The 14575-nt window shown below is 69.1% G+C and carries 16 protein-coding genes; 7 read left to right on the top strand and 9 right to left on the bottom strand.

What is annotated here, in order from left to right:
- Positions 1-166 precede the first annotated feature (166 nt).
- The gene (locus AC5677_RS19845; RefSeq protein ID WP_497196343.1) at positions 167-1519 is read left to right on the top strand and encodes a YibE/F family protein; all 1353 of its coding nucleotides are present in this window, start codon (positions 167-169) and stop codon (positions 1517-1519) included.
- Between the two features lie 133 nt (positions 1520-1652).
- On the opposite strand, the gene AC5677_RS19840 is transcribed toward AC5677_RS19845, so the two are convergent.
- The 4 genes from AC5677_RS19840 to AC5677_RS19825 all read right to left on the bottom strand — a co-directional run bounded on the left by AC5677_RS19840 (position 1653) and on the right by AC5677_RS19825 (position 3996).
- Complete coding sequence (locus tag AC5677_RS19840; RefSeq protein WP_497196342.1) at positions 1653-2075, bottom strand: SsgA family sporulation/cell division regulator; 423 nt, start codon at positions 2073-2075, stop codon at positions 1653-1655.
- A 104-nt stretch (positions 2076-2179) separates the two neighbouring features.
- Positions 2180-2950 (bottom strand): IclR family transcriptional regulator, encoded by a 771-nt coding sequence (locus tag AC5677_RS19835; protein ID WP_497196692.1) that lies wholly within the window; start codon positions 2948-2950, stop codon positions 2180-2182.
- Between the two features lie 308 nt (positions 2951-3258).
- Complete coding sequence (locus tag AC5677_RS19830) at positions 3259-3483, bottom strand: DUF5326 family protein (protein ID WP_497196691.1); 225 nt, start codon at positions 3481-3483, stop codon at positions 3259-3261.
- 195 nt (positions 3484-3678) lie between these two features.
- Positions 3679-3996: a cupin domain-containing protein gene (locus AC5677_RS19825; protein ID WP_497196341.1), complete on the bottom strand. Its 318-nt coding sequence runs from the start codon at positions 3994-3996 to the stop codon at positions 3679-3681.
- Between the two features lie 49 nt (positions 3997-4045).
- Between AC5677_RS19825 and AC5677_RS19820 the strand changes: the two genes are divergently transcribed.
- The 5 genes from AC5677_RS19820 (at position 4046) to AC5677_RS19800 (ending at position 8022) form a co-directional block, all read left to right on the top strand.
- Positions 4046-4423: a phage holin family protein gene (locus AC5677_RS19820; RefSeq protein WP_497196340.1), complete on the top strand. Its 378-nt coding sequence runs from the start codon at positions 4046-4048 to the stop codon at positions 4421-4423.
- A gap of 181 nt (positions 4424-4604) precedes the next feature.
- Positions 4605-5117: a low molecular weight protein-tyrosine-phosphatase gene (locus AC5677_RS19815; protein WP_497196690.1), complete on the top strand. Its 513-nt coding sequence runs from the start codon at positions 4605-4607 to the stop codon at positions 5115-5117.
- Entirely contained in the window at positions 5114-6244 is a 1131-nt protein-coding gene (locus AC5677_RS19810) for a cystathionine gamma-lyase (RefSeq protein WP_497196339.1), read from the top strand. The genes AC5677_RS19815 and AC5677_RS19810 overlap by 4 nt, the downstream gene beginning before the upstream one ends.
- Before the next feature lie 233 nt (positions 6245-6477).
- Positions 6478-7374, top strand: coding sequence for a LysR family transcriptional regulator (locus tag AC5677_RS19805; RefSeq protein ID WP_497196338.1), 897 nt, complete (start codon positions 6478-6480; stop codon positions 7372-7374).
- A 168-nt stretch (positions 7375-7542) separates the two neighbouring features.
- The gene (locus AC5677_RS19800; RefSeq protein ID WP_497196337.1) at positions 7543-8022 is read left to right on the top strand and encodes an NUDIX domain-containing protein; all 480 of its coding nucleotides are present in this window, start codon (positions 7543-7545) and stop codon (positions 8020-8022) included.
- Positions 8023-8168: 146 nt separating this feature from the next.
- Here AC5677_RS19800 and AC5677_RS19795 read toward each other — a convergent pair whose 3' ends face one another.
- From AC5677_RS19795 to AC5677_RS19785, 3 genes are all read right to left on the bottom strand, one after another.
- Complete coding sequence (locus AC5677_RS19795; RefSeq protein ID WP_497196689.1) at positions 8169-8996, bottom strand: pyridoxamine 5'-phosphate oxidase family protein; 828 nt, start codon at positions 8994-8996, stop codon at positions 8169-8171.
- Positions 8997-9099: 103 nt separating this feature from the next.
- On the bottom strand, positions 9100-10833 hold the full coding sequence (locus AC5677_RS19790) for a globin domain-containing protein (protein ID WP_497196336.1): 1734 nt from the start codon (positions 10831-10833) through the stop codon (positions 9100-9102).
- 448 nt (positions 10834-11281) lie between these two features.
- Positions 11282-11917 carry an HAD family hydrolase gene (locus tag AC5677_RS19785; protein ID WP_497196335.1) on the bottom strand — a complete coding sequence of 212 codons (636 nt, stop codon included), beginning with the start codon at positions 11915-11917 and terminating at the stop codon, positions 11282-11284.
- Between the two features lie 180 nt (positions 11918-12097).
- Here AC5677_RS19785 and AC5677_RS19780 point away from each other — a divergent pair, with 180 nt between their 5' ends.
- Positions 12098-12604, top strand: a complete 507-nt coding sequence (locus AC5677_RS19780) for a DUF2269 domain-containing protein (protein WP_497196334.1) — start codon at positions 12098-12100, stop codon at positions 12602-12604.
- A 14-nt stretch (positions 12605-12618) separates the two neighbouring features.
- Here the strand turns inward: AC5677_RS19780 and AC5677_RS19775 are convergent, their stop codons facing one another.
- Entirely contained in the window at positions 12619-13056 is a 438-nt protein-coding gene (locus AC5677_RS19775) for a GlcG/HbpS family heme-binding protein (protein WP_497196333.1), read from the bottom strand.
- Positions 13057-13246: 190 nt separating this feature from the next.
- Positions 13247-14467, bottom strand: a complete 1221-nt coding sequence (locus AC5677_RS19770; protein ID WP_497196332.1) for an MFS transporter — start codon at positions 14465-14467, stop codon at positions 13247-13249.
- Positions 14468-14575 lie beyond the last annotated feature (108 nt).

Genomic DNA, 14575 nt, shown 5'->3' with positions numbered 1-14575 from the left:
GCGGCTTCCGTCCGCCGACGTTTCACGTGAAACGCCGCTGGGACGAAGGTCAGCGCCCTCTCAGCCCGGTGCTCCGAGCTCCCGCGATTGCAAAGGTGGCACCACGGTAGCGGCCGATATGCCGGGGTGAACAGGGGGCCCCTGGAGTTCTTGCAAGGATCGGGGTGTGACCCCTCCCGAGTCCCACCCTCATTCCGTCGCGCACTCGCACGCCCACAGCCATGGGCCTGCCGCACCCGTCTCACGCCATCTGCGCAAGGTCATCGCAGCGATTCTGATCCCCTTCGCGGCCGCGGTGGTCGTCGGCCTGGTCGTGCTGTGGCCGGGCGGCGCACCCCCGCACAAGCCGTCCGGCGTCGGCTTCGACCAGCCCACGGAGCAGGCCCGGGTGATCAAGGTGGAGGAGGTGAACTGTGCGGATGTGCATGCCGAGCCGCAGTCCCAGCCACCGGGGTCACAGGGGCAGCCCCCGTCCGCGGGAGCGCCCAAGGGCAAGAACTGCCAGCAGGCGACGATCAAGGTCACCACGGGAAAGAACGCCGGGCGCACCTTCCGGACGGTGGTGACACCGGACGCCTTGCGGCACTACACGACCGGCCAGGGCCTGGTGGTGTCGTACTCCCCCCGGGCCCCGAAGGATTTGCAGTACTCGGTCAGCGATGTCGACCGAACGTTCCCGATGTGGGTACTGGCCGCCATCTTCGCGATCGCGGTCGTGATCGTCGGCCGATTGCGCGGGGTCCTCGCGCTGGTCGCGCTGATGGCGAGCTTCGTGGTGCTGACGCTGTTCATCCTGCCGGCCATTCTCCAGGGCTCCGATCCGCTGGTGGTGGCCGTGATCGGCGGCAGCGCGATCATGCTGATCGCGCTCTATCTGTGCCATGGCCTGACGGCTCGTACGTCGGTGGCGGTGCTCGGCACGCTCGCCTCGCTGCTGCTGATCAGCCTGCTCGGCTCGATCTTCACGGGGTGGGCGCTGCTGACGGGCAATACGGACGACACCACTGGGTTGGTGCACGGCCTCTACCCGGACATCGAGATCCGTGGGCTGCTGCTGGCGGGGATCATCATCGGATCGCTGGGCGTGCTCGACGATGTGACGGTGACCCAGACCGCCGCGGTATGGGAGCTCAAGGAGGCGGATCCGTCGGCGAGTTGGCGCAAGCTGTACGGCGCCGCGATGCGGATCGGACGGGACCACATCGCGTCGGTCGTGAACACCCTCGTACTGGCCTATGCGGGCGCGGCGCTGCCGTTGCTCTTGCTCTTCTCGATCGCCCAGAGCAGCGTCGGCACGGTCGCCACGAGTGAGGTCGTCGCGGAGGAGATCGTGCGCACGCTGGTGGGCAGCATCGGGCTGGTCGCCTCGGTGCCGCTGACGACGCTGTTGGCGGCGCTGGTGGTCTCCGCGGACCGCCGGGAACAGGGCGCGCCGGGGTCCGCCTCGGGCGCGACGTTGGCCGCCACGGGTGGACGTCCCGGGCGGCACGGGTCGCGTGGCAGACGCCGTAAGCGATGAACTGCCGTAAGGAGTGACCGCCACAGAGATGTGACTGCCACGAGCGGTGAGTGCGGCAGGCGGTACTGCGGGCGGCGGTCGGTAATACGGAGGGCGGTGACGGGTGGGGGACCGGCGGGCGGGCCGCCCGAGATCAGCCTGCCGGCGCCTCCGTGAGGATCCGGTCCAGTACGGCCTCCAGGGTGTCGCACACCTCTTCCTCGCCGAGCGGGACCAGCCGGTCGGTGCGGTCCAGGAAGGCGACCAGCGGGGGTGCGCCGGCCCGGAACAGGGCTCGCTCGGTGCCTACTTGGAGGCTGATGAAGACATCGCCCAGGCGCTCCGGAGACGACGGCTCGACGTGCACATCCCCCTCGCCGGCGGGCCGGCTCAGTCCATCCAGCAGCAGCTCACGGCTGAACACCCAGGTCACGGGCATATCGCCGGGAAGATCAAAGGTGAAACGGACGGCAAGCGGATCGGCGATGTCGAATTCCAGCTGTACCGGGATCCGGAACGCGAGCTCCTCCGAAACGAGAAAGCTCATGATCACTTCTGCCTGAACTGTGTCGGTCATCAACCACTGCCCCGCAATTGATCGGAGATGGCCGGGAATCATCCCCCGCAGCCCTATTGACGCCATCGTCTGCCAGGCACCAGCAGATCACAAGGAGTGAGTTTTCAGATACTGATAGAGAACGCGAGTGTCGTTAGCGTCACCTCCGCCATTTTTCGTAGTTGTTCTGTGACGGTACGCAATCGATGCTGTTCGTCGACCGGAAGAGAGAGCGCGAGCGCCGCGGCGGCCGAACCGACTTGGATGGGGATGGCGGAGCACACGGTGCCCAGGGCATATTCCTGTTGCTCATATGCGGCGTGACAACGACGCACCGTGTCCAGGCGGTGCAGCAAATCGTCCTCGGTCCGCACGGAGAACGGGGTGACGGACTGGACGGGATGGCGCGCCAGATGCTCCTTCCTGGTCGCGTCGTCGAGCTGCGCCAGCAGACACTGGCCGATCGCATGGGCGTGTGCGGTGGTACGGAAGTCCACCCACTCCTCGACCGGCGGGCGTTCCGGATCATCGGTGACGGCCACCACCTCCACCTCGCCCTCGCGGTAAACGCCGAAGTAGACGGCGGCTCCCAGCTCCCGGCCCGCCAGGGCCAGCGCCTCGGAGATACGAGTGCGCTGCCGACGCCGCGCCCCCGCCTGTCCGATGGCCTCGGCGGCCTCGCCCAGGACGAAGACGCCGCTCTCCCGCCGCAGATAGCCCTCGTGCGTCAGGGTCCGCAGCAGGTGGTACGTCGTCGGAAGCGGCAGCCCGGCCTCTCTGGCGAGCTGCTTGGCGGGCGCCCCGCCGGCATGCTCGCCGACCGCCTCCAAGAGCCGGAGCGCGCGCTGCACCGATCCGATCAATGTGGGGTGAGCAGCGGATTCGCCGTTCCCGATCGCCAAGGCCAACCCCCCAGGACCCACTGCTTTCCGGAATGTCACGATCCGGAAGACGACTGCGATCCGCACTCTAGCCGGGGCGGTCCGGACCGCACGGCGAAAGACGATGAGTTAACCCACCTGGCGCACGTCATGGCCGGTTATGGCGTGACGTGATGCTGCGCGTGCCTCCGGTGAACGAACGATGCCCCGCTCCGGGGCCGGAGCGGGGCATCGTCGGACGGGGATTCAAACGGAGATCGCACGGCGATCGGACGGTGCCGGCCGGATCAGTGAGAGCTGACCCGTGGCCGGTCGCCGGCTGTCTACCAGTCGCCCTTCGACGAGGACGACGAGGATCCGGTGAACCTGCGCACGAGATAGATGACTCCGGCGATCAGGGCCGCCGCTACCAGAACCTTGAACAGCAGGCCGACCAGGAAGCCGACCGCCGTGGCGATCAGTCCGCCGAACACCACGATCAGGATGACGGGCAGCACAACCCAGGTGACCCACCACGGAAGCCCTGCGAATATCCCCTTACCAGCCACTGCTCTGCCCTGCTTTCTCTCGGTCTGTCGCATCGGTCTGTCGCGTCCATGGCACCGTCCGCACACGTCGCATCTGCCGTGTCGCGTCTCCGGTCCCCCTTCACCACCGATGCTAGGTCGCCGAAAGAGGCCGCGGGGGCTTCGCAGCCCCGGTTCTCCCCTGAACCGACCCTTACGGGTTCGAGGGTCCGGCCCTCAGCTCTCAGGTGGAGAAAAGACCACCAGCACCCGTAGGTCCTCGCTGATGTGGTGGAACTTATGGGGCATTCCGGCTGGCACGTAGACCACGCTGCCGCGCGCCACCGACTGCGTCTCCGTCCCAACGGTGATCGCTCCCCGGCCGCTGACCACCAGATACACCTCGTCCTGGTCATGCGGCTGCTGGGGATCAACGCTGCCGGCATCCAGCGCGTACAAGCCGACGGACATGTTGCGCTCCTGGAGGAACTGCAGATACGCGCCGTCGTGTGCGGCCCGCTCCGCTTCCAGCTCGTCCAGTCTGAAGGCCTTCATGCCGTTCGCACCCCTCAAGGTTTTCAGAGTCGTCTGCGACGATCTCACCATGAAGCATTTTCTGGTCAAGACGATCGCCAACGCCGCGGCGCTTGCCGTGGCCATCTGGCTGCTCAAGGACATCACGCTCACCGGCGACAACACCGGCCGCAAGATACTCACGCTGGTCCTCGTCGCGCTGATCTTCGGCCTGGTCAACTTCATCGTCAAGCCGGTGGTGAAGCTGCTGTCCCTGCCTCTGTTCATTCTCACGCTCGGCCTGATCACCCTGGTCGTCAATGCGCTCATGCTGCTGCTGACGTCCTTCGTCGCCGGCAAATTCGATCTGGCCTTCCACGTGAACGGCTTCTGGACCGCGGTGCTCGGCGGCGTGATCGTCTCCATCGTCTCCTGGGCGATGCACATGATCCTTCCCGAGGACGACTGACTGCCCCAGGCTCCCCGGGCCAACAACCGGCCAACACTCGGCCGGCGACCGAACGCTCGGAGGACGCCCCCGACCGCACTGTCCGCCCCGACCGCCCCGACCGCCCCGACAAGGACTGACCCTCGTGAACCGCGTCTTCCGCATCTGTTTCGTCTGCACCGGCAACATATGCCGCTCGCCGATGGCGGAGTCCGTCTTCCGCTCCCGTATCGCGGAGGAAGGGCTCGGCGGCCTGGTCGAGGTCGACAGTGCGGGCACCGGCGGCTGGCACGAGGGCGACGGAGCCGACCCGCGCACGGTCGCCGTACTGCGCGCGGGCGGCTACGAATCCGCCCACTCCGCCCGGCAGTTCCACGCCTCCTGGTTCGCCGACCGCGATCTGGTCATCGCGCTCGACTCCGGCCACCTGCGCGAGCTGCGCCGGCTGGCCCCCACCCCGCAGGACGCCGCCAAGGTCCGTCTGCTGCGCTCCTACGCGGCCGACGCGGCGCCCGTCGGGGAGCCCGTCGGGGAGTCCGGCCTCGATGTGCCGGACCCGTACTACGGGGGATTCGAAGGCTTTGAGGAGTGCCTGGAAATGATCGAGAAGGCCGGCGACGGCCTCCTGGACGCGGTCCGCGCCGCCGTCACCACCGGCGCAGCGGACGGCCCAGCCCCACTCAGCACCCCCTCAGGGACGAAGGAGAACGCATGACGGGCGACGGCACGCGCGTCGTACGGGCCGGGCTTCCGGAGCCCGCGGCCTACGAGCCATCACTGCCTGGTCCGGTTTTCGCGGCCCATTTCCATCTCCCCGGCGATGCCACCGGCCCCTACACCTACGGCCGCGAGGCCAACCCGACCTGGTCGCGCCTGGAACAGGCCATCGGCGAACTCGAATCGCCGGAAGAGCCCGCGCACACCATCACCTTCGCCTCCGGCATGGCAGCGATCACCGCCGTCCTCTTCTCCCAACTGCGGACCGGCGACACGGTGGTGCTGCCCAACGACGGCTACCAGCTGCTGCCCGCCGTCCGCGACCGCCTGGAGAGCTACGGCATCGAGGTCCGTACCGCACCGACCACGGGCGATGCGCAGCTCGACGTGCTGGACGGCGCGCGGCTGCTGTGGATCGAGACGCCCTCCAACCCCGGCCTCGACGTCTGCGACATCCGGCGACTGGCCGACGCCGCGCACGCCCGCGGCGCCCTGGTCGCCGTCGACAACACCCTGGCCACTCCCCTCGGTCAGCGCCCCCTGGATCTCGGCGCCGACTTCTCGGTCGCCAGCGGTACCAAGGCGCTGACCGGCCACGGTGACGTCCTGCTCGGGTATGCCAGCACCCGCGACGCCGCGCTGGCCGATGGCGTACGGCTGTGGCGCAAGACGGTCGGCGCGATCCCCGGCCCGATGGAGAGCTGGCTCGCCCATCGTTCGCTCGCCACCCTCGCGCTACGCGTCCGCCAGCAGGCGGCCGGTGCGCTGGTGCTCGCCGAGGCATTGGCCGCCCGCCCCGAGATCACCGGCCTGCGCCACCCCGGCCTGCCCTCCGACCCGTCCCATGCGCTGGCCGCAGCGCAGATGCGCCCTGGCCGTTTCGGCTCCGTGGTGTCCTTCACCCTGCCTGACAAGGCGCATGCGGAGCGGTTCCTGGCCGCGCTGACCTTGGTGGACGACGCAACGAGCTTCGGCGGCGTACGGTCCACCGCCGAGCGCCGGGCCCGCTGGGGCGGCGACGCCGTGCCCGAGGGGTTCATCCGCTTCTCGGTCGGCATCGAGGAGCCGGAAGACCTGGTCACGGACATCGTACGGGCACTGGACGCGGCGCAGAAGGTCGACTGACGGCGGACAGCAGCCGAACGACGGAATTGGCCGGCAGGATATCCCCCCTCGTCACCCTGCCGGCCGCGGTGTTTCACGTGAAACCAACAGTCCCGGTGTTTCACGTGAAACTACCCGTTTTCACAAGGCTAGTTGACTGAGCGTCAGTGTCCAATCACACCAGCGACACATCCCTATCGCCAAATTTATAGTTGACCCGCGAACAGGCTTCCGAGGGGCGCGGGAGGTACGCGATGGATCTGACTCTGCTGCGTACCTTCGTCACGGTGCACCGGGCCGGTTCCCTCACCCGCGCCGCGGCGCTGCTCGGCCTCTCCCAGCCCGCCGTGACCAGCCAGATCCAGGCGCTGGAACGCCAGTTGGGCCGGCCCCTCTTCCTGCGCACTGCCCGCGGCGTCACCGCCACCACCCTCGGCGATGAACTCGCCCACAAAGTGGCCCCGCACCTCGATGCGCTCACCGAGATCGCCGAGACCGGTCTGGATGCGGATTCCGTCACCCGCACCGTGCATCTCGCGGGGCCACCGGAGTTCACCGCGGAACGCGCGCTGCCCGCGCTCGCACCGCTCATCGCTGAGGGCCTCTCCATACGCGCCGCGTTCGGCCCGGCTGAGAAGCTGCTGGCCGGCCTCGCCGACGGCCACCACGATCTGACCGTGACGGCCGTCCGCCCGCGCGGCGGCCTGCTGACCTCGACACCCCTGTGCGACGAGGAACATGTGCTGGTCGCCGCGCCGGGCTGGGCGGCCGAACTGGGCGGCCCGGCGACCCTCCAGGCCAGGGGCGTGCACGCGCTGGACCCCGTACCGCTTGTCGAGGTGCATGAGAGCCTTCCGCTGATCACCCGCTACTGGTCGACGGTCTTCGACGCCAAGCCCGCGGCCTCCGCCGCCGTCGTCGCGGCCGACCTCCGCGCGGTACTGGGCTGCGTCGCGGCGGGCGCGGGGCTCGCGGTACTGCCGCGCTATCTGTGCGCCCACGCGCTGGACAGCGGCGAGGTCGTCGCCCTACTGGACCCTCCGGTGCCCCCACTGCGCACGTATTTCCTCGCCGTACGGACCGGAACGCTCGGCCTGCCGCATATCGCGCGGACGCATGAGTGGCTGCTGCGGACGGCGGTGGGGTGGTGAGCGGGGAAAACGCGCCGCTGCGGGGAGGGCACAAGCGCGGGACACGGCCGTGAGGCGCCGGTGAGGGACGTCCGCGAGGGCACCGGGCGAGCGTGTCGGGGAGGGTCGGCGAAACCCGCGTCCAAGGACGCGGGTTTCGCCGGCCCATGACTGCGGCATCTGTCCCCTATGACCGTACGGCCAGTCGTCAAACGCACCGCCCGCGCGATTCTGCTCGACGGCGCGGATCTCGTTCTGATCAAGCGCACCAAGCCGGGCCGGGCCCCGTACTGGATCACTCCGGGCGGCGGCGTGGAGCCCGAGGACGCCACCGTCATCGACGCCCTCCACCGCGAGCTGGACGAAGAGCTGGGCGCCAAGGTCAAAGACGTGGTGCCGGTCTTCGTCGACACCGTCGAGCACTTCAGCGACGGCGGCGTGGACGGGGTGAAGGTGCAGCACTTCTTCGTCTGCCGGCTGGACTCGATGGATCCCGCACGCCGGCACGGCCCCGAAGTCGAGGAGCCGTGCGGGGATTACGAGATCGTGCGGGTGCCCTTCACCCGGGTGGGGATCGCCTCCGTCGAGGTCGTACCGCTGTCGCTGCGGCACTATCTCGACGGCAACATCGAGGGCGTACGGGCGATGCACGCGCCGGACCTCGGCTGAGGCCGACGTCCGGTCGAGGTCAACGTCCGGTCGGGGTCAACGCCCCGGTCGGGGCGGCAAGGCACCGGCTACGGACCGTCGTCGACCCCCGCGGAGAGTGTCGGACAGATGCCGGGCAGGGGCCCGTGGTCAAGCCGGCCGCGCGCTCACGCGAACCACCCACGGAATTCGGGGTCGTCCTCCGCGGGCCGCCGCGGCTGCGCCCGCGCCAGCACCTGCTCTACCCGGTCGAGGAACTCCTCGTTCAGCTGCTCCGCAAAGCTGGACCGCAGGGGCCCGACGGCCGGCGACGAAGCGCCCCGCCGCTCGGGGACGTCCGCGTGCCGCTCGTACGTGTCCTCGTGCAGGCCACCCCGCAGATGCTGGTTCTTGTGCTCCTCGCGCTGGAACGGCGGGCGCTCCGCCGCCTCGGCCGCGGCGCCGAAGAAGTCGCCGCCCTTGCGTCGGAAGTCGTCCGTGCCCCAGGCCCGCGCCCCGCGCGCCTGTGCCGGGACCTTCTGCAGATGCGGGATGTGCTTGGCGCAGTGGATGTACGCCTCTTCCACCGCGACCGTCACCCACAGCTGCGCGCGCCGCCCGGGTATCGGGTCCACCGGCAGATCCGGACAGGCGGCCCGCATCTCGTCATCCAGGACCACCCGCGCCCGGCCGTTGACGTGGAGCCCGATACGGTCCCGGGTGAAATCGATCATCAGGATGCCCAGCTGCGGATTCTCCGAAATGTTGCCGATGGACGCCATGACGCCGTTGCCCCGGTATTCCGGGTAGGCCAGCGTCCGCTCGTCCAGCACCTGGATGAATCCGGGCGGTCCGGCGCGGAAGGTGGAGTCGCATTCGCCGTGCCGGTCGGCCGTGGCCAGGAAGAACATTTCCTGCCGGGCCACGAACTCCCGCATCCGGTCGTTGAGATGGTCCAGGACCTGGTCCCCGTAGAAGCGGTCGGCGCGCTCGGTCGTCCCGAGTCTCTGCTGCACCAAGTGCTCGCCGTCACTCCCAGGGCGCTGCCTCCGCATGCCCCGTTCGTCCCCCGTGGAACCGTAGTCGCCCCGACCGAAATCGCCCTGTGCTGCCAAGACCTCAATCTCCCGCCGAGACCAGCTCTTCTATGGAGTCATGCCGTATGCGGTCGGACGAAATGCCGACCCCTCGCAGCGCTTCCACGCCGCTGCGGATCAGGCCGGGCGGCCCGGACAGGTAGGCGTCGTATTCCCGGAACGGACCGTGTTGGCGGACGGCGTCCGGGAGTTGCCCGGTGACGCCGTTCGATGCGCCGCGCACCGACCCGGTGGCGACCACCGGGCGCACCGAGAGCCAGGGGTGGCTCTGCTCCAGGCGCAGCATGGTGTCGAGGTCGTAGAGGCCGTGATCGCTGCGGGCGCCGTAGAAGACCTCGACGGGGCGTCGGCTGCCGCGCTGGGCGACGTCCTCGATCATCGCCTTGATGGGCGCGATGCCGGTGCCGCCGCCGACGCAGAGCAGGCCGTTGCTGGTGGAGTGGTCGACGGTCATCGAGCCGCCCGGGGCGCCGAGGCGGATGACGTCACCGGGACGGGCGCGGTGCACCATCGCGTTGGATACCCAGCCCGCCGGGACCGCCTTCACATGGAACGAGAGCAGACCGTCGGAGCGGGGCGCGGAGGCGAAGGAGTAATGCCGCCAGACCCGGGGCCACCAAGGGGTTTCCAGGCTCGTGTACTGCCCGGCGAGGAACGGGTACGGCTGGTCGGGGCGGACCGTCACCACGGCGGTGTCCGGCGTCCGCAGCTCGTGCGAGACGACCTCGGCCTGCCACCAGGCTGGGGCGACCGCCTCGTTCTCGGCGGCCGCGTCGATCATGATCTGCGAGATCGCGGTGTACGCACGCACCCACGCGGCCTCGGTCTCCTCGCTCCAGCTGGACGTCGCATACCGCGAGAGCGCGTTGAGCAGGCATTCGCCGACCGCGGGGTAGTGGTCGGGCAGGGTGCCGTATTTACGGTGGCCGCGGCCGAGGTGCGAGAGGTACTCGGTGAGGATGTCGGCATCGTCGACGTGCTTGGCGGCGGTGAGCAGCGCCTTGAACAGCCGGTCGCGCTGGGTGTCCATCGAGGCGGGGAACAGCGCCCGCAGATCGGGATGCTGGACGAAGAGCAGCGCATAGAAATACGAGGTCACCTTGTCGGCGACGGGCTCGATCTCCGCCATGGTGCGACGGATGAGAATCGCGTCGGGGGAGGCGGGAGGTTCGGTGGAGGCGGCCGCTTCCACCGCGCTGAGGGTGGGCTCCGCGGCGGGGCGGGGCGCGGGGTCCTGGCCTTCCGCCTGCCGCTCGGTCTGGTGTGGCGCCTGACGCTCCGCCTGGCGCTCCGGGGGAGTGAAGAAGGAGCGGGGGGCGGGCGCGGCGGCCGGTTCCGCTGCGGCGCGTGTGGTGTGCACCGACTCGTGTACCGGCTCGGGCTCACGGTAAGGACGCGGCTGCTGATACGACTGCGGCTCCTGGCGTGGCGGTGCCTCGCGGAACGGCTGGGCCGCCTGGAGCGGCTGGGGCTCCGGTCGCGACGGGGACTCTGCCCGGGGCTCCGGTACGCGCTCACGCTCGGCGGCGGTGCCTACCGGTCTGATCGGGTTGACCGGCCGGCTGGGTATCTGGCCGTCCTGCTCCTGGCCATCGGTATCGCCCTGCGTTCCGTGAGCGTCCTGGCCGTCCGGACGGTGCTGCCGGTCCCGCGGTTCTTCGGGGGACTTCTTCGACGGCGGAGTGAACCAACCCCAATCGCCACTGCTGCCGCCAGAAGAGCCGTTGTCGGCCGATGTGGTGGTCGGAGCGTCCATGGTTTGCCTCGCCTCGAACGTCTTTCGGTTGTCTTCGCACTTCCGTTGATCGGAACTGCCCGGAATTCCCCCGCCCTGCCCCGGAATTCTTCATCAGTCAAGCTATTCCGGCAACATCCTCCAAAGCGGACAATCTCACTTCCCTGCAGCAGTCGATGCGGATACCGTCCGAGGAGCATGCCACCCCGGCTCAGCACAACGGACAAATAGCCGGAAGTTCGGTCGTCGCGGGCCGCTTCACCGGTAGGCTGGCGGGCTTGCACGCCCCTCGGGGGCCCACGGAAGACCTCACCCCCGCCAAGCCGGACTCGACCATACCGGCACCGGTTGAAACCACAAGACCCGATCTGGGAACACTCGGCGCGCCCCGCTCGATAACAGTGAGACTCCCCACAGAGTGCATTTTCCGCACATACCACGGACGAATGCCGCCACGGAAAGCTCGGAATTACTCGCCAGTACGCACCAGTTCGTATGCGTCGCGAAGATCACGCCCCACATACGCATATGAGGCGACGTCACTGACATGGTGGTCCGCATTCACGGCCACCGATACCGGAACCGCCGCGAACAGGTCGGTGTCGGACATCGAATCGCCGTATGCCACGCAGTCGGCACGGGTCAACCCGTACTCCGCACAGAGTTCATCCGCGATCCGCACCTTCGCCGCCGTGGTGAGGATGCCGGCCGGCTCCACGGGCTGACGGATCGGCACCGCGGGCCAGCGCGAACCACGCGCCGCATCGACGCCCCAGGGCAGCAGCCGCTCGACGAAGAAGTCCGGGGACAGGGAAATCACCGCGCACCGTTCGCCCCGTGCACGGATGTCCGCCCAGACCTCCCGGATCCCGGCCAGCCAGGGCGCATTGTCGAATGCCGCCGCGAGGTGAGATTCGGTCAGCTCGGCGGCCCAGAGATCGGCCGCCAGCTGCGCGAACCGCGCCGGCGCCAGCCCGCCCGCCAAGAAGCCGCGCTCCAACTCGGCAATCTCCCGGTCCAGCCCGAGCTGCCGGGAAATCTCGACGGCGGCCGCGGACCCGTACAGCAGGGTTCCGTCCATGTCGAACAGATGCAGCTTGGTCATGCGTGGGAGGGTACGTCGGCGCCGCACCCCTGCAACGGCCGGGTTCACCGCGCACCGGGACGGGCGCGGGTTGGGGTTCGGGTACGGGTACGGCCGTGCTCGCCGTACTCAACGCCGGGTACGCGGGGATACTCCCGCCGTCAGATGTGGCGCGCGGCCCCGCCCGGCACGGTGGAGGGCATGCCACAGCTCAGCCGCCCCGTCCGCCGGGCTCTCCTCGTCGTCCATGTCGCCGTCTCCGTCGGCTGGCTCGGGCTCACGCTCGGGCTGCTCGCCCTGAGCATCACCGGTTACACCACCGCCTCCCCCGATATGGCCGTGGTCGCCTACCGCGCGATGAAGATCTTCAGCGACTGGCTGGTCCTGCCAGTCGCACTGATTGCCCTGGTCAGCGGCCTGGTGCTGGCGCTGGGTACGCCATGGGGGCTGGTCCGGCACCGCTGGGTCCATGTCAAGTTCTGGCTGACCCTCATCACCGTGCTGCTGTCGGTGTTCTCCCTCCGGCCGGGCATCGACCACCTTGCGGCGCAGGCCGCCGCGGGCACCCCGACGCCCGACATCGGCCTCCTCGTCGCGCCGTCGGTCGCCACGGCCACGTACGTCTTCATCACCGCCATCTCGGTGCTCAAGCCCTGGGGGCGGGCCGAACGCGGCGGCCGACTGCGCCGCCGGGCGCAGTCGGCCTAGCGGAGCCCCGGTCCTCAGGCGAGCGCTGCCTCCGCCGTCGCCGCAACAGCGATCCGGTGGTCCTGCTCCGGGGCGCCGCCGCCGACGCCGATTGCGCCGATCAGCCGGCCGTCCCGGTGGAGCGGCACCCCGCCAGCGATGAAGAGCAGCGGCCGGTCCAGGGCGGTGGGCAGTGTGTGAAAAAGCCCGTCGGGACGTACGAGATCCACGAGGTCGGCGGTCGGCGTGTCCAGCTGGAGCGCGGTGTACGCCTTGCGGGTGCTGGTCTCCCCGGAGATCAGCACCGCCCGGTCGTCCCGCCGGAAGCCGAGAAGGTGGCCGCCCGCGTCCAGCACGGTGACGCTGCCCTGTACGCCGAGGCCGTCGGCGGCCCGTACGGCGGCCTCGATGAGCGCCTCGGCGTCGCGGGTGGTGAGGGGACGGACGGTGGGGGTGGGGGTGGTGGTGCTCATGGGTGGTGCTCCTTGAAGGGGTGCGGTGGCGTGGCGCTTCCTGCGCACGAGGGGGCTATGGGCCCATTAGCGTGTTTGGGGAGTTAAGCGAGCTAAGTGGTTTGAGTGGGGTAAGTACCTTGAGTCGCTCAGGTAACTCATGACCTGAATGCCCTTTAGATCGGCCTCGTCGGCTGGTCGATCTCGTCGGTCACACGGCCTGGTCGGCCATCGGCCGGTCGGCGACCGCGGTGGGCGCGCCGCCGGCCACCACCTGGCTACGACGCCCCGTACGCCGCTCCAGCGCGGAGGCGAAGACCGCCACACCGAGCGCCGCCACGGTCATCAGCGCGCCGACCCAGTTGGGTGCGGTGAAGCCGAGTCCGGCCGAGATGACGATCCCGCCGAGCCAAGCGGCCAGCGCGTTGCCGAAGTTGAAGGCGGCGATATTGCCCGCCGAGGCGAGGGTGGGGGCGGAGGCGGCCTGGTCCATCACCCGCTTCTGCAGCGGCGGTACGGTCGCGAAGCCGAAGAAGCCGATCAGCGCGACGGTGACGGTGGCGGCCACCTTGTTGTGCGCGGTGAAGGTGAATGCGGCCAGCACCAGCGCCAGCCCCGTCAGCGCGATGTACAGCATCGGCATCATCGCGCGGTCGGTGAAGCGGCCGGAGATCAGGTTTCCGCCCACCATGCCGACGCCGAAGACCGCCGTCAGCAGGATGACGGAGGACGGGGCGAAGCCGGTGACCTCGGTCATCATCGAGGCGAGGTAGGTGACGGCCGCGAAGACGCCGCCGAAGCCGAGGACCGTCATCAGCATCGCGAGGCCGACCTGCGGGTTACGGAAGACCGCGAGCTCGCTCCCGATGCGCGAGGCCGCCTTAGCCGGGTGGGCGGGGACGAGCTTGACGACGCCCAGCAGGGCGAGCACGCCGAGCGCGGCGATGGCATAGAACGTCGTCCGCCAGTCGAACTGCTGGCTGAGCATGGTGCCGGCCGGTACGCCGACGACGTTGGCGATGGTGAGGCCGCTGAACATCATCGAGAGGGCGGCGGCCCGCTTCTGCGGCGCGACGAGGTCGGCAGCCACCAGGGCGCCGATGCCGAAGAACGCGCCGTGCGTGAATGCCGCGACGATCCGTCCGGCCAGCATGATCCCGAAGTTCGGGGCCAGGCCCGTCAGCAGGTTGCCCACGATGAACAGGCCCATCAGCAGCGTCAGCATCTGCTTGCGGGTGAACCGCGTGCCCAGCGCGGTCATCAGTGGCGCTCCGACCACCACACCCATGGCGTAGAGGGTGGTCGCGTAACCGGCGAGCGGGATGGAGATACCGAAGCCGGCCGCCATGTCGGGCAACAGGCCCATGACCGCGAATTCGGTCGTTCCGATCCCAAAGGCGCCGATGGCGAGCGCCAGGAGTGCGAGAGGCATGACGGATCCCTTCAGATGATTGCGTCCGTCGCTTACGGGCGTCCACAATAATTGCAGACGCTGATTACTTGCAAGCGCGGGCTATTTCGAAAGTGTCCTATCCTGGTT

Source organism: Streptomyces sp. JLSY215 (assembly GCF_059682825.1).
Note: the sequence above shows the minus strand (reverse complement) of the source record. Positions and strands in the feature narration are given on the sequence as shown.